Below are 23,574 nucleotides of genomic sequence, written 5' to 3'. Positions count from 1 at the left end.
GATACCGCTGTGTTAGCAATTACCTCTCCGCGAGCCTATGCACATGAGGCGGGCCTGCGTGCACGCATCGGTGAGTTTATAAAGCCTTATTCCCGCCATATCCGGATATTAACGTCGCCGCGCGCGTGGCAGGCGGTTAACCCCGAATTAAGCCAGAGTCTGGTGGCGTCTGATATTCGCTGGCAGCTGGACTTTTTAACGAGTGAATGTACCGAAGCGGCTATTGCCCATGTCAGACAGCAAACCGAACAGCAGGGTGCAGAATTGCTGCTGGCGATTGGTGGTGGACGGGTACTGGATACCGCCAAAGCCGCTGCCAGCCAGCTACCGGGGCTGACGCTAATCAACTTCGCCACTCAAGCCGCCACCTGCGCGGCATGGTCACCGTTTGCGATTATTTACGATGAGACGGGCGGGCATCTGCGCAGTCAGCCGCTGGAAAAAATGCCAGAGCAGGTGCTGGTGGACAGTGAGGTGATCGCCAGGAGCGATGTGCGCTTTCTGAAAGCGGGTATTGTGGATGCGCTGGCAAAATATTATGAATTCCGGCCTTACCAGAAGCATAACCCGAACGATCTGGCGCTGGATTTGAAGGTAATGACAGCGCGACAGGCCCTGGACGCTTTCAGGCGCTATGGCGAAGCCGCGATCGCCGCCTGTCAGCAGCAGCAGGTCACGCCTGAGCTGGTAAAAGTTATTGATGCCTCAATCGTGCTGGCCGGTCTGGCAAACAGCGTGCGTGATGTGCTGCCGACGCCGGGGCTGGCGCATGCCATCCATAATCGCCTGACACATCAGCCAGAATTGCATCACTGGCTGCATGGTGAAAAAGTAGGGTTCAGCCTGCTGGTGCAGTCGCTGCTGGAACAGGCGGAAGAACCCGATGCAGAACTGCTTACGCTACTGCGCTATTACGACATGCCATTAGTGCTGCCTGCGCTGTCGGGCGATCGGCAGGCCGCACTGCGCAATATTGCACAGCAGGTCAGATTCCCCAAAGCCAGTGCAGAACGCCTGCCTTTTAACGTCTCCGCCAGCGCAATCGAGCAGGCTCTGCGGGCAACAGACACCCTTTTACAGGCGCGCTGAGGCGTGCTTTTTCACTTTTCATATCAGGAATAACGTATGCATGCTGCCACTTCACCCCGTCACCTGCGCCTCGGCCTGTTTGTTCAACCTGTGGGCCAGCACGTCAGCGGCTGGCGCCTGACGGAACAGCTGGGCGATCCTACCGACATCGACTGGCTGATCACCCTGGCGAAAAAAGCCGAAGCAGGGAAATTCGACCTCTTCTTTGTCGGTGATGCGCTGGCAACCAGCATGTATCGTCTGCCATCGACCATGGCGCGTCTTGAACCACTGACGATGCTGGCGGCGCTGGCGGTCAATACCCGGCATATCGGCCTGGCCGCGACCGCCTCTACTACTTTCAGCGATCCCTTTACGCTGGCACGCAGCTTCTCATCGCTGGATCACATCAGCCGAGGTCGTGCCGCGTGGAACGTCGTCACCTCGTTTTCCGCCGACGTTGCACGTAACTTCAGCCGCAGCGATATGCCCGATCATGCTGCACGCTACGCTCGTGCGCGTGAGTTTCTCGACGTAACGAATAAACTGTGGGAGGGCTGGGAAGAGGACGCCGTGCAGCCAGACAAGGCGACCGGGCGCTATTTCGTCGATGAGAAGATTAAGCCAATTCATCATCAGGGTGAACATTTTCAGGTTCAGGGTCCGCTGAATATCACCCGTTCGCCGCAGGGCCGACCGGTAATTATCGAAGCAGGTTCTTCTGCTGATGGTCAGAAGCTTGCAGCGGAGACGGCGGAAGTGATCTTTACCGCATCTGCCAGCCTGGAAGAGGCGCAGGCCTTCTATCGTGCGCAAAAAGCGCAGGTTGCGGCGGCGGGGCGCAGCCCGGACCAGGTGGTGATCATGCCGGGCGTCATGCCGATTATTGGTCACACGCGTGAAGAAGCGAAGGCACTCTGGAAAGAGCTGAACACGCTGGTGGATATTGAGAATGGGCTGAGCCAGCTCTCACTGCGGTTCAGCATGGATTTCAGTCACTATCCGCTGGATGGCCCGGTGCCGGAGGTGCCACTGGGCGAGGGGAACCAGAGCCGTGTCAGACTGATGACCGATATGGCAAAACGCGAAAACCTGACGCTGCGCGAGCTGGCCGCCGTTGCCGCCGGTTCACGCGGACACCGCGTGATTGTCGGCACGGCTGAAGATATCGCCGATGACTTCCAGCTATGGCTGGAGCAGGGCGGTGCAGATGGTTTTAACATCATGCCCGCCATCATGCCGGAACAGCTCGACCTGTTTGTGGAACAGGTGATCCCGGAACTGCGCCGTCGCGGACTGTTTCGCGAGGAGTATGCGTTTGCGACCCTGCGTGAGAATCTGGGGCTGCCGCCGGTGTAAAAGGGCCTTACTGGCCGCCGCAGTGGATAATTATCAAAAAAGATAGCGGGTCGCTATAGTGGTGATCTCCCCTACGGACGATGAGGACAGGCGATGTCAGACTACTGCTTTTTTACCAGAGGCAAAGAGACCGTTGTGCTGCGAAGCTCAGAACGGAAGTGTGCTGCAGAGCTGGCGGAGCAGGGTTACGTGAGAGAGCCTGAAGAGATTGATGCGACCGATGAAAAGCAGGCGCTTGCCCGACTGAACGACATACGGAAAGAACAGGCTATCGATCAGCATAACTTCCTTTCCGGTGCATTTGCGATGCCACTCATCGGTGTGCTGACCGCGCTTGCGGCCTGTCTGTTCTGGCGAAAAAAGCGATAACGTCAGCCTGAATGGCGGCACGCTCATTAGCCTCCGGCATGTCAGGAACATTGCTGACATTTACGACCGCTATGCATTACGGCGGCCCCATCTTCTTCATCAGCCCGTTCTGTAATGCCTGAGCGGGCTTTTTGTTGCAGCACGCCGGTTCACCCGCGCTCCGTTCACTGCACCCTTGCTCGCAAAACAGTGACGTCCTGATGTAATCACGCCGAAAAGGCCGGGCACCTCTTTCCGTTTCTGTTCATCGCACAGGCATCCGGTGAGGCGTTGCTGCACACTCGATTATCGCTGTGCAGCTTTAGCTCCTTACCTGTATCAGAGGATGCCCTGTGTGGACAGTTAGGCGATTTAACCGCGGGTTTTCTCTGCCTGATGACAGCGACCGTACTGCGTGCTGGCAGCATTGATGATGTGGCGGGAGTAGGGGCCGGTCCTTCCAGGCCGTGTGCGGATTCGCTCAGAGGCTCCGTTTATCTGAACATATAAGAGTTACGCATCCAGAGCGGTGGCAAGCCGATCAGCGCGTTCTTTGCATTTGACCCATAGCGAACGGCGATCCTGCTTTGGTCCGGAAATGAGGCGGGCAATGAACAGCGTTTTTATGCGGAAAGGATTCCGGTCGCCGATCGGGGATTCACACATTCGCTGGATACGCTTAAACAACAGGAGTCAGGTGATAGGCAGAACGCTGGGACAACTTGTTGCGGATGAAAACCCGGGGGTCGTGGCCGACGTGCAGGCTATGGCGACGGACATCCTGCTCAATATTCATCTCGCTGAACTGCGTGAAAAAGTGAAGAAGACGCAGGCATAAATGGCGGAAGCGCGGAGTATCACGCAGCCTGCCGTGGCGGGCATGGAAAAGCCGGGACGAGACCTGAAACTTTTCACACTGAAACGCTATGTCGATGCGGCAGGGGTAAGCTGAAACTGGCAGCAGAACGGCCAGACGATTCGCACGACGGTTTCCAGGTGTAATCACGGGGGCGCAGGCCCAGAACGTGCCACAGCAAAAAGCCCGCTCAGGTTTCCCTGAGCGGGCTTTTCTAATTCTGGCTCCTCTGACTGGACTCGAACCAGTGACATACGGATTAACAGTCCGCCGTTCTACCGACTGAACTACAGAGGAATCGCTTGAACGGGGCGAATATTAGCGGCACGGATCCCGCTTGTCAAAGCCCTGTTTACTGAATTGCGTTCAGATGCTCGTAAAAGCAGCGGATTGATGGTTTTTCCCCAAATCTGCTGGCTTTTCAAACTGCCAACAGGATCTCACTTTGCGGGCATTTCTCCGCAGATGTTAGAGGCATGTCAAAGTTTTGTGGTTTGCCGATGTTAAAACAACCATTTCAGTGCTTTTATGATAAAAATTTCAAAACGGATTTATATGGAACAAATAAACTGCTTATCATCACGGTCGTCACTATCGGCCAGAACTGAAACGGCATGTTGAAAGTAACTGTCTGTAGATCAAGTGATTGTGAAAAGGAGCTGTCGATCACAAAAATAGTCAGAACCCGAAGTCTTACCTCAAATTTCCCGAAACAGACGCCAGTCAGACTGGATGAATGTAAAAGATATTTTTCATTCTCAAAGTGCTGCTGAGCAAGTTAACAAATAAGAAGGGTACTATGAACATCAAAAAAACGATTGTCGCCTCACTGTTAGCCTGCATGTTACCTGCCGCAGTTATGGCAAAAGATATCTCAGTAGGGGTCTCGATGGCGCTGTTTGACGACAACTTCCTGACCATTCTGCGCAACTCGATGCAAAAAGAGATGCAGAAAGATAACGTCAAGGGGCAGGTTGAAGATGCGAAGGGTGACGTTTCACAGCAGCTGCAGCAGGTACAGAACTTTATCGGTCAGGGGGTTGATGCCCTGATCGTCAACCCGGTCGACACTAACGCGGTCAAACCGATTATGGATCAGGCAAGCAAGGCGGGCATTCCGCTGGTCTTTGTAAACCGCCGTCCTCAGGCGGAACTGACCGGCAAAATGGCCTACGTCGGCTCCGACTCTGAACTGGCCGGGCGCTTACAGATGGAGGCGCTGGCCAAGGCGATGAACGGAAAGGGCAACGTTGCCATCCTGATGGGCGATCTGGCGAATGAAGCGACCCGTGACCGTACCAAAGGCGTAGAGCAGGTCGCAGCAAAATTCCCCGGCATCAAAATCGTGCAGAAGCAGACCGCCAAATTTACCCGTAACGACGCGGTGGATGTGGTGAGCAACTGGTTAACGGCGGGCGATCAGATCAACGCTATCGCCTCAAACAACGATGAAATGGCGATTGGTGCGCTGCAGGCGCTGGGTAAAAACCCGGATAAAATTCTGATCGCCGGGGTGGATGGTACGCCTGATGCACTGCAGATGCTGAAGCAGGGCAAGATGGTCGCGACGGTCTTCCAGGACGCGAAGGGTCAGGGTGAGGGTGCCGTACAGACGGCCATCAAACTGGTAAAAGGTGAACAGGTCCAGAAAGTGATCAACATCCCTTACCAGCTGATTACCAAAGAGAACATGGAACAGTTTACTAATCGTAACCTGAAATAATCGTTCCCGACCCGGCTGTACGGAGGTGATAAATGAACGCGTTTGCGCTTGAAGCCGAAGGCATCAGCAAGTTCTTCCCCGGCGTTAAAGCCCTCGACAATGTGTCGTTGCGGGTGCGTCCGGGAACGGTACATGCCTTGATGGGCGAAAATGGCGCGGGCAAATCCACTTTAATGAAGTGCCTTATCGGGATGTATCGTCCCGATAAGGGCACCATCAAAATTAAAGGGGAGCCGGTGCAGTTTCAGGACACCATGGACGCGTTGCGTTCCGGCATTTCGATGATTCACCAGGAGCTTAACCTGGTGCCCTACATGACCGTCGCTGAAAATATCTGGCTGGGCCGCGAACCGATGAAGTTTGGCTTCGTCGACCATGCCCGACTGAATCAGGTCACACAGGAACTGCTGAACCGCCTCAATATCCGGCTCAAAGCCGAACGGATGGTGGGAGAGCTGAGCATTGCGTCGCAGCAGATGGTCGAGATTGCCAAGGCGGTTTCCTGGGATTCAGACATTGTCATTATGGATGAGCCCACCTCAGCACTGACGGAAACCGAAGTGGCGCATCTGTTTACCATCATTCGCGACCTGCGCGAGCAGGGCAAAGCGATCATCTATATCAGCCACAAGATGGATGAGATTTTCACCATCACCGACGAAGTCAGCATCTTCCGCGACGGCAGCTGGATTGCCAGCGACCAGACGGCGAAATATACCCGCCAGTCGCTGATCACCCAGATGGTGGGACGCGAACTGACGCAGCTTTTCCCGAAATTCAACAGTGCTATCGGCGATGAGGTGCTGACAGTGCGCAATCTCAGCTGTCGTGATCGCTTTACCGACGTCAGTTTCAGCGTGCGGCGGGGAGAAATCCTCGGCGTCGCCGGGCTGGTGGGTGCGGGACGCAGCGAGGTGATGGAGAGCCTGTTTGGCATGGAGAGCTTCGACAGCGGCGAGATCTTAATTGATGGCGTGCCGGTCACCATCGATTCACCCTCTACCGCTATTGAAAAGGGCATGGCTTTTCTCACCGAAGATCGTAAAAAATCCGGACTGTTTCTGGTGCTGTCGGTGATGGAAAACATGAGCATCGTCAACATGCCCGAATACAGCGGCAAGAGTGGCTTTGTCAGTCATGTGAAGATGGCGCAGGACTGTATGGATCAGATTCGCCGTCTCAACATCAAAACCCCGACCATGGATCAGATTATCAACAACCTCAGTGGCGGTAATCAGCAGAAGGTGCTGATTGCCCGCTGGCTGCTGGCACAACCGAAGATCCTGATTCTGGACGAACCAACGCGCGGCATCGACGTTGGTGCAAAAGCAGAAATCTACCGCTTAATCAGTGAACTGGCCAACCGTGGCGTCGCAATCATCATGGTCTCCTCTGAACTGCCGGAAATTCTTGGCATGAGTGACCGGGTGATGGTAATGCACGGTGGGCGTATAACCGGCATCCTCGATAAAGAAGACGCCGATCAGGAAACCATTCTGTCGTTGGCATCCGAATGAGGCGCGAGACCACTATGAGCAATATGAAAGCTACTGCCACTCCGGCAGCCCCGCAGCAACCCTCTTTTTTTGCCAGCCTGCGTCATAAATTGCCGAAAGATACCGGCATTTTTGTCGTGATGGTCGGGATTGCGCTGATTTTTGAGATGTTTGGCTGGTACGTGCGTGACCAGTCTTTCCTGCTCAACACCAACCGTCTGATCCTGATTGTGCTGCAGGTGGCGATTATCGGTATCATCGCCGTTGGTGTGACGCAGGTCATTATCACCACCGGGATCGATCTCTCCTCGGGGTCGGTCATCGCGCTGGCGGCGGTGGTGGCTGCAAGCCTGGCGCAGACCTCTGACAGCCTCTCGCCGATGTATCCCTCGCTGGTCAATATGCCCGCGGTTATCCCTATCGCGGCGGGTATCGGCGTCGGCCTGCTGGCCGGGGTAGTCAACGGGGTATTAATCACCCGTACCGGGATTCCGCCTTTTATCGCCACGCTGGGTATGATGGTGTCGGCACGTGGTCTGGCGCAGTATTACACGCAGGGCAATCCCATCAGCTTCCTGTCCGATGGCTTCACTTCAATCGGACAGGGTGCCATGCCGGTGGTCATTTTCCTGGTGGTGGCACTGCTGTTCCATATCGCGCTGAAACATACCCGCTATGGCAAATATGTTTACGCTATCGGCGGCAATATGACCTCGGCGAAGGTCTCCGGCATCAACGTTAATAAGTATCTGATTATCGTCTACACCATTGCTGGTGCGCTCTCTGGCCTGGCGGGTGTGGTACTGGCGGCGCGCGTCAGCAGCGGTCAGTCCAGCATGGGGATGTCCTACGAGCTGGATGCGATTGCCGCAGCCGTTATCGGGGGCAGCAGCCTGATGGGTGGCGTGGGCAGGATCACCGGCACGTTAATCGGCGCCGTTATTCTCGGGCTGATTAAAAGCGGATTCACCTTCGTCGGCGTCGATGCCTATATTCAGGACATCATCAAAGGCATCATCATCGTGGCGGCAGTCTCTATTGATATGCATCGTAACCGTAAAAAACGTTAACCGGCAGGCGTTGCCCTCTTCAGCATTCCGGAGAGGGCAGCGTTTGCCCTGATCTGTATCCGCCCGTAATAAGAAATTGCGCTGAAAGCGATTACACCGTTTTTCCCTCTTTTATCCCACTTCACTGGCCCGACGGGCCTGGTCATTGGCGCAACCTTTATACGGCACTGAACAGGCTCGTTTCCGTCATCGCTTTTCTGCACGTCTGACTCGCAGCGTCTGCACTGTCGCAGTGCGGACAGATGCCGTCCCCGAAGCGACACACTATCGATGATCCTTATTAACCCATTCGGGGTAATCAGAAACGCTTATTTTTCGGGCCGTTAGAAAACATCCTCACTCTGGGTGCCCGACGCCCCTTAAACCTGGCCTGCATCTTGCAAAATCTCTGTTATCAGGGCGAAGGGCTAAGACCTTTTTCGCTATTCGGGGTGAGTGACGGAGGCAAGATGAATTTAAGACGACTGAAGTACTTTGTGAAAATCGTCGATATCGGCAGTCTGACGCAGGCAGCAGAAGTGCTGCATATCGCCCAGCCTGCACTCAGTCAGCAGGTAGCGACGCTGGAGAGTGAGCTGGATCAGCAGTTGCTGATTCGTACCAAGCGTGGCGTAACGCCGACGGAGGCAGGCAAGATTCTTTATGGTCATGCACGAACGATTCTGCGTCAGTGCGAGCAGGCGCAGACGGCGGTCATTAACGCCGGTCAGGTGTTAAGCGGTCAGGTGTCGATTGGCCTGGCGCCAGGTACAGCAGCATCATCGCTGACCATGCCGCTGCTGCAGACGGTTCGCGATCAGTTTCCTGACGTGCTGGTCTATCTGCATGAAAACAGCGGCAGCGTGCTGAATGAGAAAGTGATGAACGGTCAGCTGGATATGGCAGTGCTCTACGATCGCGCCCCGACAGCCGGGATTAACAGCATGCCGCTGATGAAAGAGGATCTCTATCTGGTCGGTGCGACCGACTATCCGGGTGCCAGCGTTGATCTGGCCGATGTGGCGCAGATGAGTCTGTTTTTACCGCGTGACTACAGTGCGGTGCGCAAGCGGGTCGATGAGGCATTTTCACTGCGTCGCCTGAGCGCGCGTATTATCGGCGAGATCGAATCCATTTCTACGCTGACCGCCGCCATTTCGAGCGGGATGGGCGTGACGGTATTACCTGAATCGGCCGCCCGTGCGCTGGTGGGCTCAGCCGATGCCTGGATGTCACGCATCAACAGCCCATCGCTGAGTCTGCCGCTTTCACTGAATGTTTCCGCCCGCTTGCCGCTGTCGCCTTCCGCGCAGGCCGTTAAAAATATTCTGCTGTCACTGCTCAATAAGCCGGTGAGTGAAGAGCGGGAGTTGATGTTAGTGGGGTAAGAGGGCTGTTGCAGCTCAAAAAAGGTGGAGTTTTTGTGTAGCGGGATTGCTCTGAGCGGGTTTCGCCCGCCAGGCGACAGGGAGTTTCAGGTTGCCCGTGCGGGCGGACGCGTTAAGGGGCGGACGCCCGCCCCTTAACAATCCCGGCGTCCGGCTGTCTTAGCGTTGCGGACGCCTTTTTAATACACCGTCGCCGGTGAGTTTTCTGCCTGGTCTGGCAAGGGAGATTTTATGGAAGCGGGTATGCTCTGAGCGGGTTTCGCCCGCCAGGCGACGGGGAGTTTCAGGTTGCCCGTGCGGGCGGACGCGTCAGGGGGCGGACGCCCGCCCCTTAACAATCCCGGCGTCCGGCTGCCTTCGCGCCCCGCTTTGCGGGGTGCCCTCGCCACGCCCTGCGGCCTGCGGACCGCCCGGACGCGCCCTCCCTGGCGCGACCCGTCCTTTCGCCGACGTCCTGTCGGCTCATCCTGGCCTGCGGTTGTTCCTCGGCGCTGCGGACGCCTCTGTCAGACCGTCGCCTGTAAGTTCTTTTTGTTTAATTCAATGCAGTGTTATCTGTTGGCCTGAAAGTCAGAGCCAGAACGAATCCCGCAAAACCAAAGCGATAAAATACCAGACGCAGAAAGACGAAATAACAGCGGGGAGGGAGGCCGTCAGAACCGCTGAACGGATAGAGGATTTCAGGACGAGCGACAGGGATGTCGCGAAGAGGCGGGTTCGCGCCAGGGAGGGCGCGTCCCGCCGGTCCGTGAGAAATCCATAAGGCGTAAAGGGACCGCGAAGCGGCGGTGATGCAGGCCGGAGCCCGGGGTCAGGGGGGCGCGGCGACTGGCGCCCCCCTGTCGGTCGCCCGCAGAGGCGGGCCTGAAACTGCCCGGCCCGTCAGGCGAACGAAACCCGCACAGCGTAAAACCACTGTCAGGCAAAGCACAGCCTGTTTGCGCAGCCAACTCCCATTGCCCGCCAGGCGAACGAAACTCTCTCAATGCTCACGTTTGCACAACGAATCTGGTGTGCGGGCAAACGCGCGCCTCTGGTTATTCCCTAAATTCATAAAGGAAAATTTTTAATTATTTCCTGTTATCAATAAGAGTTCTTACTATCAGGAAATCAGATGATGTAAAGGGAGGTAAATAACGTGAATTTCCAGCAGCTTAAAATCATCCGCGAGGCGGCCCGCTGTGAGTTTAACTTAACGGAAGTTGCTAACACGCTATTTACGTCGCAGTCAGGCGTCAGTCGTCATATCCGCGATCTGGAAGATGAACTGGGCGTTGAAATCTTTATCCGTCGCGGCAAGCGTCTGCTGGGCATGACAGAACCGGGCAAAGCGTTGCTGACAATAGCCGAGCGTATCCTGGACGAAGCAGGAAAGGTGCGACGGCTGGCCGATGTCTTTACCAATGAAACCAGCGGCATCCTGACCATTGCGACCACCCATACCCAGGCGCGCTACAGCCTGCCGAAAGTCATCAAAGCTTTCCGTCAGCTCTATCCCAACGTCCGGCTCGAACTTAATCAGGGTTCTCCGCAGGAAATCGTCACCATGCTGCTGGCCGGAGAGGCGGATATCGGTATCGCCAGTGAAATGCTGGTCAATAACAGCAGCCTGGCGGCGTTTCCCTGGTTCAGCTGGCACCACGCGCTGCTGGTGCCCGCGGGGCATGAGCTGGTGCAGAATCAACCCGTGTCACTCAGTACGCTCAGCCGCTATCCACTCATCACCTACCGTCAGGGGATCACTGGCCGGTCCCGTGTCGATCGGGCTTTCCAGTCGGCGGCGCTGAAGCCGGATATCGTGCTCAGCGCCCAGGACTCCGACGTGGTCAAAACCTACGTTAAGCTGGGATTGGGCGTGGGGATACTGGCCGATCAGGCGTGTGAAACCGAAGAGAGCGAAGAGCTGGTCAGAATTGATGCCACGCACCTGTTCGATCCCAGCACGGTCTGGCTTGGCCTCAAGCGCGGCCAGCTACAAAGAAACTATGTCTGGCAGTTCCTCGAACTCTGCAATGCTAACCTTTCGCTGGAGGAGATCAAACGTCAGGCGCTCTCCTACAGCAGCGATGATGAACCGGTTATCGACTTCCAGATCTGACCGCCCGCCGCACCCGGCAGAGCCGCCCGGTGCCTGCGCGGCATAAAATTTCGAATCCGGGTCAAAAACTCGCTGGCTCGCCTTTCTTACCCGGCATAACAACATCCTGCACCTGTCAGGCGCGATAAAGTGGAATCCGCTTACCAAAAGGGGATGTTATGTCGCGACTACAACTCAACGACAGCGATCTGCTGCGCCAGCAGGCCCTGTTTGCCGGACGCTGGCAGGATGGCCATCAGGGTGCCACGCTGTCGGTTACCGATCCAGCCACGGGCGAAACCCTTGCCACAATTCCGGCCCTGGGACGGACAGAAACAGAGCAGGCGATAGCCTGCGCGGAATCCGTGCGCATCAGCTGGGAAAAAACGACACATGCCAGCCGCGCCGCGCTGCTGGAAAAATGGCACCAGCTGATACTTGACCATGCTGACGATCTGGCGACGATCATGACGGCTGAACAGGGCAAACCACTGGCAGAAGCCCGGGGGGAGGTGCTCTACGGTGCCAGCTTTGTAAAATGGTTCGCAGAGGAGGCCCGCCGCATCTATGGCGACACCATTCCCGCGCCCAGCGATGACCGCCGCATTCTGGTCCTGAAACAGCCGGTAGGGGTAGCTGCCGCTATTACGCCGTGGAACTTTCCGATAGCGATGATCACCCGCAAGGTCGCGCCCGCGCTGGCGGCAGGCTGCCCGATTATTGTGAAACCTTCTGAGTTAACGCCGCTCTCAGCACTGGCGCTGGCCGTGCTGGCGGAGCGTGCCGGTTTCCCGCCGGGCGTACTGCAGGTGCTTACCGGCCTGCCTCAGGAGATTGGTGAGACGCTGACCCGCAGCCAGACGGTGCGCAAAATCTCCTTTACCGGCTCAACCCGCATCGGACAACTACTGATGCAGCAGAGTGCCGGCAGCCTCAAGCGCCTGAGCCTGGAGCTGGGCGGCAATGCGCCGATGATCGTATTTGATGATGCCGATATTGAGATTGCGGTTGCGGGCGTCATGCTCAGCAAGTTCCGCAACGCCGGTCAGACCTGTGTCTGCGCTAACCGCATTCTGGTCCAGCGGAATATCTATCCCCGTTTCACTGCACGGCTACTGGAGGCGGTCGCCACCCTGAAAGTGGGGGATGGCTTTGCGCCCGGCAGTACGATAGGGCCGCTGATCAATGCCCGCGCAGTGGAAAAAGTGAATGGGCATATTGATGATGCGCTCAGCCAGGGTGCAACGCTGTTGACCGGCGGCATCAGTCAGGACAATGGCACCTTTGTTCAGCCCACCGTGCTCGGTGATGTCACGGTAAAGATGCGCATCGCCCATGAAGAAACCTTTGGTCCGGTCGCGCCATTGTTCGTTTTCGATGAGGAGGATGAAGCGATTGCCATGGCGAATGATACGCCCTACGGACTGGCGGCCTATTTCTTTACCGAGAATATCCGACGGGCATGGCGGGTGGCGGAAGCCCTGGAGGCGGGCATGGTGGGCTTCAACACCGGATCGGTCTCTCTGGAGGTGGCACCCTTTGGTGGTGTAAAACACTCGGGTCTGGGACGCGAAGGTTCCCGTTACGGAATAGAAGAATATCTGGCGCTGAAAACCTTTCATATTGGCAGTCTTTAATAAAAAAATAATAACGCGCCAGCCGATCAATCCGGCTGGCTTTTTTTTGCGCGTACGAAAGCAGAAATTCCCCGACGTCAAACACTCTCTTTTAAAAAAGTAAAAAAATTATCAGAGGTGTGAAACGGGTCAGTAAATCGACCGGCGACACACGCTGGAATGAGCCACCTTCGCCGGAATATCTGCTTTGGTGCAATTTCCGTGCAGGTTGCACTCCTGGGGTGCATAAATTTTGTGAGGTAAATCATCTGTTTAATGCTTCGGCAATTCCGCAAAAAAACCTGCGGCAATACGGCAGAAAATTTTTTTGCGCTGTTTTAAACGCATTTTTATTTTTTGTCCGGCTGGCATACTTTCTGCATTAGTTAATTAACAGCGCAGAAAAGGGCAGTCACAAAAAGTGATAACCTGGTCACTGATGGGTGTAACAAATAAGGAATGATTCCATGTTAAGTTTCGACCCTGAAAACGTTTCTCTCCCCGTCGGCCATTATATTGGTGGTCAGCACTGCCCGTGTCAGGGCACCGCTTTTGAGGTGAAGCGTCCTTCTGATGGCCGGGTCTATGCCACGCTGCAGAACGCTACGCCACAGGATGTCGATCGTGCGGTGACCGTGGCCCATCAGGCGCTGAAAACCAGTGGCTGGTCCGGCTGTGCGCCCCGTGAACGCGGCCGTATATTGCGGCGCTGGGCTGAACTGATTGAGCAGGACCCTCTGCTGGCCCGGCTGGAAGCACTGGGTTCGACCCGGCCGATCAGCGACGTAGTGCTGCATGAAATCCCCTTTACCGCTGAAGCAATTCGCTTCTATGCCGAATGCGCCGACAAATACAGCGGCGACCTTTTTCCGACCCGCGACAGCAGTCTTGGCATGCTGATCGCTGAACCTTATGGCGTCATCGCCGCCATTACCCCGTGGAATTTTCCGTTGTCAATGGCGTCATGGAAATGCGGACCGGCGCTGGCGGCGGGTAATGCGGTCGTGCTGAAACCTTCTGAGCTGACGCCGTTTTCAACGGTCCGTATGGCGGAACTGGCTGTTCAGGCGGGTCTGCCGGCGGGCGTGCTGAATATTGTCCAGGGCAGCGGAGCCGTCACCGGCAGTGCGCTGGTGACGCATCCGCTGGTGCGCAAAGTGTCGTTTACCGGATCGACCCTGACCGGCGCACGCATCATGAGTGATGCCGCGCAGCACGGCATGAAGCCGGTCACGCTGGAGCTGGGCGGTAAAAGTCCGCAACTGGTGTTTGATGATGCAGGTGACCTGGACGTCCTGGCCCAGCGGATTCTGCGCGGCTTTACGGCCAACGGCGGCCAGGCCTGTGTGGCAGGCACCCGGCTCATCGTGCAGCGCGGCATTGCTGAGCCGCTGACCGAGCGGCTCATACAACTCTGTCAGGAAGTCAGACCCGGCGTGACCTGGCAGGAGGAGAGTCGCTATGCGCCGCTGATCGACGAACGTCAGGGCCTTAAAGTCAGCGCAGTGGTTGAGGCGGCGAAAGCACAGGGCGCAGAAGTGCTGGTGGGCGGAGAACGTTTTGCCAGTACCGGTGAGGGCTGGTTCTGGCAGCCGACCCTGCTGAGCCAGGTGACGCAGGATAATCCGGCGGTACAGCAGGAGATTTTTGGTCCGGTGCTGACGCTACAGACGTTCGATGAGGAAGAGCAGGGCCTGGCCATGGCAGCGCATGACATCTATGGGCTCTGCGCCGGTGTCCATACCCTGAGTCTGCCACGGGCGTTGCGTGCGATGCGTGCCATTGAAGCGGGCACCGTCTGGATTAATCGCTATGGCCGCTCCGGCGACTTCATCATTCCGACCGGCGGCTTTCTCGGGTCAGGCATTGGTAAAGATCTGGGCCGTCAGGCGTTTCAGGCCTGCCAGCGGCAGAAAAGTGTACTTATCGATTTCTAAGCGTAACTGACAAAACGAGGGCGTTACATGGCACTGTTTAAACCGAAATTTATCACGTTCGACTGTTACGGCACGCTGATTCGCTTCGATATGGCGGGCGCAGCGCAGCGCTGTTTTAGCGACCGCGTCGATCCGCAGGACATGCACGCCTTTACCACCGATTTTTCCAGCTACCGTCTGGATGAGGTGCTGGGCGCATGGAAGCCTTACTACGACGTGGTCAGCCATGCCATTCAGCGCACCTGTAAAAAGTGGGGTGTCCGCTGGGACAAAGCAGACAGTGACTTTATTTACACCGACTGCGCCAGCTGGGGGCCACATCCCGACGTGCCTGCGGGGCTGGCGAAGGTTGCTACAGAGTTTCCGCTGGTGCTGCTGACGAATTCGATGAAAGACCTTATTCCACATCACATTCCTCGCCTGGGCGCACCTATCCACATGACGATTACGGCGGAAGAGGCGGGCGCCTATAAACCGCAGATGAAAGGTTTTGAGTACATGCTCGACAGGCTCGGTTGCGGCCCGGAGGAGATCCTGCATGTTTCTTCCAGCTTCCGCTATGACCTGATGACCGCCCACGATCTCGGCATCAAAAACAAAGTCTGGGTCAATCGCGGTCATGAACCGGCCAATCCTTACTACCAGTACACCGAAATCAGCGATATCGGCGGCCTGCCCGGTGTAGTCGGACTCTGAGGAATTCCCCATGAAACTGGAATCGTTCTGGCAGGCCACCGCCCCGGCGTTTACGGCGGCCGCTCGCGAACCCCTGCCTGCTCAGGCGGAGGTGGTCGTGATAGGTGGCGGCTTTACAGGTGTCTCGGCCGCGCTGAATCTGGCGCGCAGCGGCATCAGCGTGGTGGTGCTGGAGAGTGGCGACGTCATGAGCCAGGCGTCAGCGCGCAATGGCGGCCACTGCAATACCGGCGTGGCCCACAACTTCGCCTCGCTGGTCGCGAGCCAGGGTCTGGAGCAGGCCAGCCGCTTCTACCGGGCATTTGACGATGCGGTGAGCTATGTCTGGCAGCTGATCCAGGATGAACAGATCGATTGCGACTTCCGGCTGTGCGGCAAGCTCAAACTCGCCAGCAAAGCGTCACATGTGGCTGGTCTGCGGGAAGCGTATGAACTGATGCGTCGCACCGTGGATCCCCAGATCGAACTGCTCGACAAAGCGGCGGTGCGCGACGAGATCGCCAGCGACGATTTCCACGGCGGTCTGCTGCAGAAGCGGGGCGGTCAGATGCACATGGGGAAATTTGGCGTCGGCCTGGCGTCGGCGGCGGCCCGCAGCGGGGCGAAGATCTACCCGCACCACGCCGTGACGAAGCTGGAGCGCCTGAAAGGCTATCAGCATCGGGTTCACACCGCGCAGGGCACGATTCTGGCCGATAAAGTGCTGATGGCGACCGGCTGCTCCAACGCGGGGCCCTTTCCCTGGTTCCAGCGCCGCATCGTGCCGGTCGGCAGTTTCATTGTGGTGACCGAAGCCCTTGACCCGGCGCTGCTGCGTCAGGTGCTGCCTCACAATCGGACCTATGTGACCTCACTCAACATCGGCAACTATTTCCGCACCACCACCGACCACCGGCTGGTTTTCGGCGGACGGGCGCGTTTTGCCGTCAGCAATCCAACCTCCGATTCACGCAGCGGCGAGATCCTGCAGCAGGCGATGACACAGATGCTGCCGCAGCTTCGCCAGGCGCAGGTGGATTACTGCTGGGGCGGTATGGTCGATATGACCGCTGACCGTCTTCCGCATGCCGGTGAACAGGATGGACTCTTCTATTCGCTGGGCTACAGCGGGCACGGCACACAGATGTCGGTCTGGATGGGACGCGTGATGGCCGATCTGCTGGCCGAAAAGCGTACCGAAAATCCCTGGCAGCGCGACACATGGCCCGCGCTGCCAGGTTATCACGGCAAGCCATGGTTTTTACCGCTCGCAGGACTCTATTACAAAGCAAAGGATCGCCTTTCTTAACGTCCCGTCGGGTGCTGGTCGCCAGGTTATCAGCACCGCCAGACCCTGTTCCCGGTTCGCCTGACTATTGAGGGTAGAGAGATGAATAAATTTGATAATAACGACGCTGATGCGGTAAATCCGGCTCTGACGCGCATGATCACCGAAGGTTCACTGTCCCGCCGCAGCCTGATGAAAATTCTCTCCGCCGGTGCCGTGATGAGCAGCGGTCTGGTGGGTTTTTCCGGGGCTGCACTGGCGGATGATAAGCCGGTCAAAGGCGGAAAACTGCGCGCGGCGATGTCGAATGCCTCCGCCACCGATACGCTCGATCCCGCTAAAAGTAACAACAGTGCCGACTATACCCGCCAGTTCATGTTCTACAGTGGCCTGACTGAACTGGATAAAAACCTGATGGCGCAACCGGCGCTGGCCGAATCGCTGGAATCCAGCGACGGCATCATCTGGCACATTAAGCTGCGCAAAGGCGTAACCTTCCACGATGGCAAACCGCTGACCGCCAGCGATGTCATTTTCTCACTGCGTCGCCACAAAGATCCTGCTATTGCCTCAATCGCCTTTAAGCTGGCCGATCAGTTCAAATCATTTAACGCCGTCAGCGACAATGAGGTACAGCTGGAACTGAACAGTGCCAATTTCGATGTGCCTTATATGCTCGCGACACCGCCGTTTTTAATTGTGAAAGAGGGCACCACCGATTTCAGTAAAGGCATTGGCACCGGGCCGTTTATCTGCAAAACCTTTATGCCGGGTACCCGCACCATCGGCACCCGAAATCCCAACTATTACAAGCCGGGACTGCCACATCTGGATGAGGTAGAGCTGATTGGCGTCACCGACGGTGCAGCGCGCGTCAATGCCCTGATGTCGGGCGATCTGCAGATGGTTTCAACCCTCACCGCCGCCGACTGTAAGCGTCTCAAAGCCAGCGGGGAGTTCGGCGTACTGGAAAGTAAGTCAGGCATGTACACCAACCTGATTATCCGCACCGACATGAAGCCCGGAAACAATGAAGATTTCGTGCTGGCGATGAAATATCTGCAACCGCGCGAAATGCTGGTGAAAACGGTCCTGCAGGGCTACGGCGACGTCAGCAATGACACCCCGGTGCCACCGTGGCATCCGCTCTATAACGCCGATCTCAAACCGCGTCCGCTGGATGTGGAAAAAGCGAAGTTTCATATCAAAAAAGCGGGCATGACGGGTTCTTCTGTAGAGATCATCACCACACCGAATATCGAAGGGGCGAACGAAGGCGGCCAGCTGATTCAGCAGATGGCGCGTGGGGCAGGACTGAACGTCAAAGTGCGGCGCGTGCCGTATGACGGCTACTGGTCCTCGCACTGGATGAAAGATCCACTGGGCTACGGCTCGATAAATCCGCGTCCGACCCTGGACATGCTCTTTTCGCAGTTTTATCTCTCCACCGCACCGAACAACGAATCGGGCTGGAAAAATCCGCAGTTCGATCAGCTGGTGGTGGCGGCACGCGGCGAGCGCGACCAGGCGAAACGCAAGCAGATGTATGGCGACATGCAGACGCTGATTTATGACCACTGCGGCACGATTATCCCGACCTTTATCAGCTCAACCGACGGTTACAGCAAAAAGGTCAAAGGCGTCGAGCCCTGGCCGTCAGGCATGATGATGGGCTACCGCTTTCATGAATTTGCGTGGCTGTCCGCCTGATCTCAGCCCACCCCTTAAGGTTACTTACCAGGAGTTTGCCGATGAACAGATACATGCTGTTCCTGATTGCCCGGCGCACAGGTGCCGGCATCCTGACGTTGCTCATTGTCTCGGCGGTGGTGTTTTTCATCACCAGCCTGTTGCCGGGTGATGCGGCGCAGATGATCCTGGGTCAGAACGCCACGCCGGAAACGGTGGCGGCGTTACGGCAGCAACTGGGTCTCGATCAGCCTTTGCTGATGCGCTATCTCCACTGGCTGGCCGGGCTGGTGCAGGGCGATTTTGGCATCTCGTTTGCCAGCCATCTGCCGGTGTCTCAGCTGGTGGCACAGCGCATCCCCGCGACCTTTGAACTGGCGGGAATCACCACGCTAATCTGTGTGCCGCTGGCACTGTTTATCGGCATCCTCGCTGCGATGAATCGCGGCTCCCGGCTCGACCGCGCGCTGGTTATCGCGACGATGGCGACGGTGGCGGTGCCGGAGTTTCTGGTGGCTACCGTGGCGGTGCTGATTTTTGCCGTCCGGCTGCACTGGGTGTCTGCCATGTCTTTCGGCAGCCCGGACAGTGACCTGCTGAGCTATCTCAAAGCCTACGCGCTGCCCGTGCTGACGCTCTGTTGCGTACTGGTGGCGCAGATGGCCCGTATGACGCGCGCCGCCATTATCAATCAGCTCGACAGCCCTTATCTGGAGATGGCGCAGCTGAAAGGGGTGTCACCGCTCAGGGCCGTATTGCGTCACGCACTGCCCAATGCGGTCGGACCGATTGCCAATGCCATCTCGCTCAGCCTCTCTTATCTGTTTGGCGGGGTCATTATCATCGAAACCATCTTCAGCTATCCCGGTCTGGCCAGCCAGCTGGTCGATGCGGTCAGTAACCGCGACCTGCCCGTGGTGCAGCTCTGCGTCATGCTGTTTGCCGCCTGTTACCTGGTCCTGCTGCTGCTGGCCGATATTCTGACTATCGCTTTTAACCCGAAATGGAGAAGCGCATGAATACACTCCTGTTGCCGTGGCGTTTCTTACAATCGCTCTCCTGGTCAGGCCGGCTGGGCCTGCTGGTTTCGCTGTTCTGGTTGCTGATGGCACTGTTCGGCACTGCGCTGGCGCCACACAGTATTGACGACATCGGCGGCGGTCCGCTGATGGGGGGGCTGACGCCCGAGAATCTGCTGGGTACCGACTATCTGGGACGCGACATGCTGAGCCGGATTCTCTATGGTGCGAAGTTCTCAATCGGTCTGGCATTAAGTGCCGCACTGCTGGCCAGTCTGGTCGGCACGCTGCTGGCGCTGCTGGCCGCCGTAACCGGTCGCTGGCTGGAAGAGTTACTGGGGCGGATTAATGATGCGCTGCTGGTGCTGCCGGGCAAAGTGCTGTCGCTGATGATCGTGGCGGTGTTTGGATCCTCGCTGCCGATGCTGGTTCTGACCGCTGTCTTTACCTACTGGCCAGGCGCATTCCGCATTGCCTTTGCCATGGCCAGCTCGCTGCGCAGCATGGACTACGTGCGGGCCTCGCGACTGCGGGGCGAAAGCCGCTGGTACATTGCGATTCACGACATATTGCCCAACATGGTGCACCCGATGCTGACTGACTTTGGCCTGCGCTTTGTTTATATCGTCCTGTTGCTTAGCGGCCTGAGTTTCCTCGGTCTGGGCGTGCAGCCGCCTTACGCCGACTGGGGAACGCTGGTACGTGAAAATATGCAGGGTCTGTTTGACGGCTCGCCTGCGGTGCTGATGCCTGCGCTGGCGATTGCCAGTCTGACCATCGGGGCCAACCTGTTTATCGACAGCCTGCAGGCGATGCGCCCGATGACGCTGGTGAAGGAGGGAGCATGAACGTGACGCCACATACCGCAATGCCCGTGATTTCGGTCGATAAACTGCGTGTGACTGCGCAGACCGATCGCGGTGAAGAGATCGATCTGGTTTCTGACATTCACTTTACGGTGCAGAAAGGTGAGGTGCTGGCGCTGATTGGCGAATCCGGGTCGGGTAAAACCACGATTGCGATGGCGCTCATGGGCTATGCCCGCAGCGGCTGCCGCATCGCTGACGGTCATGTGCACGTTGCCGGAACTGACGTCAACAGCCTTTCGCCGGGCCAGCTTCGCGCCTTCCGCGGCAACAAAGTTGCCTATATCGCCCAGAGCGCGGCGGCGTCGTTTAATCCGGGTATGAAAATCATGGATCAGGTGATCGAGCCGGTTGTTATCCACGGCACGCTGACCCGCAAAGCCGCGAAAGCCAGAGCAGTCAGCCTGTTCCGTGAGCTGGCACTGCCGGATCCCGAAACCATTGGCGATCGCTACCCTCACCAGGTGTCGGGCGGTCAGCTGCAGCGCCTGATGACGGCGATGGCGCTAATCGGTGAACCCGACGTCGTGATCCTGGATGAACCCACCACCGCGCTCGATGTGACGACGCAGGTGGAAGTGCTGAAAGCATTTCGCCGCGTGGTACTGCAGCGTGGCGTCACCGCGATTTATGTCAGCCACGATCTGGCCGTGGTGGCGCAGATGGCTGACCGAATCCTGGTACTGTTGCGTGGCAGAATGGCGGAATATGGTTCAACCGCGCATCTGATGGGTGCGCCGCAGGCGGAATACACCCGACAGCTGATGGACGCCGCGCGGCAGAAAGAGCGCCCCAGTAGCTGGTGTCCGGCAGCTGCCGATATCCAGCCGCTGCTGGAGGTGCGCGACCTGAGCGCGGGTTATGGTCCGCGTGGCAGCGACGGCCAGCCAAAAATACCGATTCTGGAGGGGATTAACCTTCAGCTGTGGAAAGGGCAGGCGATCGGCATTATTGGTGAGTCAGGCTCCGGCAAAACCACGCTGGCCCACGCCATCGCCGGGCTGAATGCGCCGAGTCAGGGACATATCCTGTTCAACGGCCACTACATCTCAGGCGATATGCAGAAACGTCCGGATAACGAGCTGCGGCGTATTCAGTATGTGTTTCAGATGGCGGACACGGCGCTGAATCCGGCGCACAGCGTGGAACGGATCCTGTCGCGACCGCTGACGCTGTTTCATGGTCTGAGCGGTGCGGCCCGGCAGCAGCGGCTCTGGCAGCTGCTGGATCTGGTGCAGCTGCCGCGCAGCGTCTTGTGGCGGCGTCCCTGGGCGCTGTCGGGCGGACAGAAACAGCGCGTCAATCTGGCACGCGCGCTGGCGGCAGAGCCGGATCTGATCCTCTGCGACGAGGTCACCTCGGCGCTGGATACGGTGGTCGCCGCCGCCGTGCTCGACTTAATCAGCGAACTGCGCCGTGAGCTGGGGCTGGCCGTGATCTTCATCAGCCATGACATGCATGCGGTGCGCGCAGTATGCGATGAGATTGTGGTGATGAAGCAGGGTCGCATCGTCACGCAGCTGGCACGCCAGGATTACGATAAGCCAACCCGTGAACTCTATTTCGAGCGGCTGAAACGGGCAGTGCCTGAGCTGCGTCAGGGATGGCTGGATGAGCACGAAGAAATTTTGAAAGCGGAGTAGGCGCACGTTTTCAGCCATGCTGAATGCGCCCACATTTAGCCCTCTCTGCCGCCATTTTGTGCGGCACAGAGGGCACGGGTCAGCGCACCGTGGCGATGTCGCCATGCCGCTGATCGGTTACTGACAACAGAGGTCGTCTTTTTATGCCTGCACCCCTTCGATACGTACAGGATAGTGTCAATTTTCCCGATTCCGCTGATGTGGTGGTCATTGGTGCCGGTATCGCCGGTGCTGCGGCTACCTTTGAGCTGGCGAAACAGGGCGTGAATGTCGTGCTCATTGAAAAAGGCCTGGTGGGCGCAGAACAGTCGAGCCGCAACTGGGGCTGGTGTCGCCAGCAGAATCGCGATGAACGCGAACTGCCGCTGATTATGTATGCACTGCAGCGCTGGGGCGAACTTAATGCGGAAACCGGCGAGGAGCTGGGGTTCCGTCGCAGTGGACTGGTCTATGCGACACAGGAGGAGTCGGAGATCGCGGCCTGGGATAAATGGAACCAGATGGCAAAAGGCTACGGCATGCAGAGTTCTATTCTGACGGCGGAGCAGGCCAAAGCGATGACGCCCGGCAGTACCACGAACTGGCGGGGCGGGCTCTCATCGCCTACCGACGGTCACGCCGAACCACGGCTGGCTGCGCCGGGGCTGGTAGCGGGCGCCCAGAAAAAGGCGCGCTGCTGTTTCAGCAATGTGCCGTACGCGGACTGGATATGGCTGCCGGACGGGTCAGCGGCGTCTGGACCGAGCGCGGGCTGATCAAAACCAGTCGGGTGATCTGTGCGGCGGGTGCCTGGACCTCCATGTTCTGTCGTCGCCACGGCATCGATCTGCCGCTGGGCAATGTGATCGGTACGGCTTTCCGCACGCAGCCTATCGAACAGGCGATCGCCATGCCGCTCTATACGCCTGGCTTTGCCTGCCGGCCCCAGCTGGATGGCAGTTACACCGTGTCCGTCTCCGGTCGGGGACGGCTGGAGCCGGGGGCGCAGGGGCTGCGCTATGCGCGTCAGTTCTATCCGACTTTTAAAAGTCGCCGTAAAAATCTCACGCTGAACCTTGGCCTGTCGCCGTTTTTCACGGGTCCGGAAGCGATGGGGAGCTGGGCTTTTGACCGCGAGTCGCCGTTTGAACGCATGCGTATTCTCGACCCGGCCGCCGATGCCGGGATTGTCGAAGAGGGGCTGGCGGCGATGCGACGCGAATATCCGGCACTGGCTGGCCTGAGGCTGGCGCAGTCGTGGGGCGGTATGATTGACAGCACGCCGGATGCTATCCCGGTGATCTCTGCGGTGGCAAAAGTGCCGGGACTGATACTCTCCGCGGGCTACAGTGCACACGGCTTCGGCATCGGACCGGGGGCCGGACGACTGGCCGCCGATCTGGCAACCGACGCCACACCGGTGGTGGATCCGACACCTTACCGCTACAGCCGTCTGGTCGACGGCAGCGGACTTGATACGCCAGGCATGATGTAAGGA

At 57.7% G+C, this 23,574-nt stretch carries 16 protein-coding genes, 1 tRNA gene and 2 pseudogenes; 18 read left to right on the top strand and 1 reads right to left on the bottom strand.

Features of this window, described 5'->3' with window-relative positions; all coding sequences use genetic code 11:
- Positions 1–9: 9 nt before the first annotated feature.
- The 4 genes and pseudogenes from ACLHDD_RS08660 (at position 10) to ACLHDD_RS08645 (ending at position 3,777) form a co-directional block, all read left to right on the top strand.
- Positions 10–1,089 carry an iron-containing alcohol dehydrogenase family protein gene (locus ACLHDD_RS08660; RefSeq protein ID WP_427103775.1) on the top strand — a complete coding sequence of 360 codons (1,080 nt, stop codon included), beginning with the start codon at positions 10–12 and terminating at the stop codon, positions 1,087–1,089.
- 36 nt (positions 1,090–1,125) lie between these two features.
- Entirely contained in the window at positions 1,126–2,427 is a 1,302-nt protein-coding gene (locus ACLHDD_RS08655) for an LLM class flavin-dependent oxidoreductase (protein WP_427103774.1), read from the top strand.
- Positions 2,428–2,520: 93 nt separating this feature from the next.
- Positions 2,521–2,796: a hypothetical protein gene (locus ACLHDD_RS08650; protein ID WP_427103773.1), complete on the top strand. Its 276-nt coding sequence runs from the start codon at positions 2,521–2,523 to the stop codon at positions 2,794–2,796.
- 679 nt (positions 2,797–3,475) lie between these two features.
- Positions 3,476–3,777 (top strand): annotated as a pseudogene (locus tag ACLHDD_RS08645) (helix-turn-helix domain-containing protein).
- Positions 3,778–3,852: 75 nt separating this feature from the next.
- On the opposite strand, the gene ACLHDD_RS08640 reads toward ACLHDD_RS08645, so the two are convergent.
- Positions 3,853–3,928 (bottom strand) — tRNA-Asn (locus ACLHDD_RS08640).
- Positions 3,929–4,430: 502 nt separating this feature from the next.
- Between ACLHDD_RS08640 and ACLHDD_RS08635 the strand changes: the two genes are divergently transcribed.
- The 14 genes and pseudogenes from ACLHDD_RS08635 (at position 4,431) to ACLHDD_RS08570 (ending at position 23,571) form a co-directional block, all read left to right on the top strand.
- Positions 4,431–5,354: a sugar ABC transporter substrate-binding protein gene (locus ACLHDD_RS08635; protein ID WP_111140678.1), complete on the top strand. Its 924-nt coding sequence runs from the start codon at positions 4,431–4,433 to the stop codon at positions 5,352–5,354.
- 32 nt (positions 5,355–5,386) lie between these two features.
- Positions 5,387–6,871 carry a sugar ABC transporter ATP-binding protein gene (locus tag ACLHDD_RS08630; RefSeq protein WP_288474869.1) on the top strand — a complete coding sequence of 495 codons (1,485 nt, stop codon included), beginning with the start codon at positions 5,387–5,389 and terminating at the stop codon, positions 6,869–6,871.
- A 23-nt stretch (positions 6,872–6,894) separates the two neighbouring features.
- Positions 6,895–7,920: an ABC transporter permease gene (locus ACLHDD_RS08625; protein ID WP_181162214.1), complete on the top strand. Its 1,026-nt coding sequence runs from the start codon at positions 6,895–6,897 to the stop codon at positions 7,918–7,920.
- A 449-nt stretch (positions 7,921–8,369) separates the two neighbouring features.
- Entirely contained in the window at positions 8,370–9,287 is a 918-nt protein-coding gene (gene nac, locus ACLHDD_RS08620; protein WP_427103772.1) for a nitrogen assimilation transcriptional regulator NAC, read from the top strand.
- A gap of 1,138 nt (positions 9,288–10,425) precedes the next feature.
- Entirely contained in the window at positions 10,426–11,385 is a 960-nt protein-coding gene (gene cbl, locus ACLHDD_RS08615) for an HTH-type transcriptional regulator Cbl (RefSeq protein ID WP_427103771.1), read from the top strand.
- 158 nt (positions 11,386–11,543) lie between these two features.
- Positions 11,544–13,001 carry an NAD-dependent succinate-semialdehyde dehydrogenase gene (locus ACLHDD_RS08610; RefSeq protein ID WP_427103770.1) on the top strand — a complete coding sequence of 486 codons (1,458 nt, stop codon included), beginning with the start codon at positions 11,544–11,546 and terminating at the stop codon, positions 12,999–13,001.
- Between the two features lie 446 nt (positions 13,002–13,447).
- The gene (locus tag ACLHDD_RS08605) at positions 13,448–14,917 is read left to right on the top strand and encodes an aldehyde dehydrogenase family protein (protein WP_427103769.1); all 1,470 of its coding nucleotides are present in this window, start codon (positions 13,448–13,450) and stop codon (positions 14,915–14,917) included.
- 27 nt (positions 14,918–14,944) lie between these two features.
- The gene (locus tag ACLHDD_RS08600; RefSeq protein WP_427103768.1) at positions 14,945–15,613 is read left to right on the top strand and encodes a haloacid dehalogenase type II; all 669 of its coding nucleotides are present in this window, start codon (positions 14,945–14,947) and stop codon (positions 15,611–15,613) included.
- 10 nt (positions 15,614–15,623) lie between these two features.
- Positions 15,624–16,901, top strand: coding sequence for an NAD(P)/FAD-dependent oxidoreductase (locus tag ACLHDD_RS08595; RefSeq protein WP_427103767.1), 1,278 nt, complete (start codon positions 15,624–15,626; stop codon positions 16,899–16,901).
- Positions 16,902–16,982: 81 nt separating this feature from the next.
- The gene (locus tag ACLHDD_RS08590) at positions 16,983–18,590 is read left to right on the top strand and encodes an ABC transporter substrate-binding protein (RefSeq protein WP_427103766.1); all 1,608 of its coding nucleotides are present in this window, start codon (positions 16,983–16,985) and stop codon (positions 18,588–18,590) included.
- Between the two features lie 41 nt (positions 18,591–18,631).
- A complete protein-coding gene (locus ACLHDD_RS08585; protein ID WP_427103765.1) occupies positions 18,632–19,588 on the top strand; it encodes an ABC transporter permease in 957 nt (318 codons plus the stop codon).
- Positions 19,585–20,436, top strand: a complete 852-nt coding sequence (locus tag ACLHDD_RS08580; protein ID WP_313656247.1) for an ABC transporter permease — start codon at positions 19,585–19,587, stop codon at positions 20,434–20,436. The genes ACLHDD_RS08585 and ACLHDD_RS08580 overlap by 4 nt, the downstream gene beginning before the upstream one ends.
- A complete protein-coding gene (locus ACLHDD_RS08575) occupies positions 20,433–22,097 on the top strand; it encodes an ABC transporter ATP-binding protein (RefSeq protein WP_427103764.1) in 1,665 nt (554 codons plus the stop codon). Before ACLHDD_RS08580 ends, ACLHDD_RS08575 begins: the two co-directional genes overlap by 4 nt.
- A gap of 143 nt (positions 22,098–22,240) precedes the next feature.
- Positions 22,241–23,571, top strand: a pseudogene (locus tag ACLHDD_RS08570) (NAD(P)/FAD-dependent oxidoreductase).
- Positions 23,572–23,574 lie beyond the last annotated feature (3 nt).

The organism is Pantoea sp. NSTU24, from assembly GCF_050157905.1.
Classification (GTDB): Bacteria; Pseudomonadota; Gammaproteobacteria; order Enterobacterales; family Enterobacteriaceae; genus Pantoea.
Note: the sequence above shows the minus strand (reverse complement) of the source record. Positions and strands in the feature narration are given on the sequence as shown.

Excerpts from the sequence above, each read along its gene's own strand:
- ACLHDD_RS08655 (WP_427103774.1), top strand. The coding sequence starts at position 1,126 with ATGCATGCTGCCACTTCACCCCGTCACCTGCGCCTCGGCCTGTTTGTT.
- ACLHDD_RS08650 (WP_427103773.1), top strand. The coding sequence starts at position 2,521 with ATGTCAGACTACTGCTTTTTTACCAGAGGCAAAGAGACCGTTGTGCTG.
- ACLHDD_RS08635 (WP_111140678.1), top strand. The coding sequence starts at position 4,431 with ATGAACATCAAAAAAACGATTGTCGCCTCACTGTTAGCCTGCATGTTA.
- ACLHDD_RS08630 (WP_288474869.1), top strand. The coding sequence starts at position 5,387 with ATGAACGCGTTTGCGCTTGAAGCCGAAGGCATCAGCAAGTTCTTCCCC.
- ACLHDD_RS08625 (WP_181162214.1), top strand. The coding sequence starts at position 6,895 with ATGAAAGCTACTGCCACTCCGGCAGCCCCGCAGCAACCCTCTTTTTTT.
- nac (WP_427103772.1), top strand. The coding sequence starts at position 8,370 with ATGAATTTAAGACGACTGAAGTACTTTGTGAAAATCGTCGATATCGGC.
- ACLHDD_RS08610 (WP_427103770.1), top strand. The coding sequence starts at position 11,544 with ATGTCGCGACTACAACTCAACGACAGCGATCTGCTGCGCCAGCAGGCC.
- ACLHDD_RS08605 (WP_427103769.1), top strand. The coding sequence starts at position 13,448 with ATGTTAAGTTTCGACCCTGAAAACGTTTCTCTCCCCGTCGGCCATTAT.
- ACLHDD_RS08600 (WP_427103768.1), top strand. The coding sequence starts at position 14,945 with ATGGCACTGTTTAAACCGAAATTTATCACGTTCGACTGTTACGGCACG.
- ACLHDD_RS08595 (WP_427103767.1), top strand. The coding sequence starts at position 15,624 with ATGAAACTGGAATCGTTCTGGCAGGCCACCGCCCCGGCGTTTACGGCG.
- ACLHDD_RS08590 (WP_427103766.1), top strand. The coding sequence starts at position 16,983 with ATGAATAAATTTGATAATAACGACGCTGATGCGGTAAATCCGGCTCTG.
- ACLHDD_RS08585 (WP_427103765.1), top strand. The coding sequence starts at position 18,632 with ATGAACAGATACATGCTGTTCCTGATTGCCCGGCGCACAGGTGCCGGC.
- ACLHDD_RS08580 (WP_313656247.1), top strand. The coding sequence starts at position 19,585 with ATGAATACACTCCTGTTGCCGTGGCGTTTCTTACAATCGCTCTCCTGG.
- ACLHDD_RS08575 (WP_427103764.1), top strand. The coding sequence starts at position 20,433 with ATGAACGTGACGCCACATACCGCAATGCCCGTGATTTCGGTCGATAAA.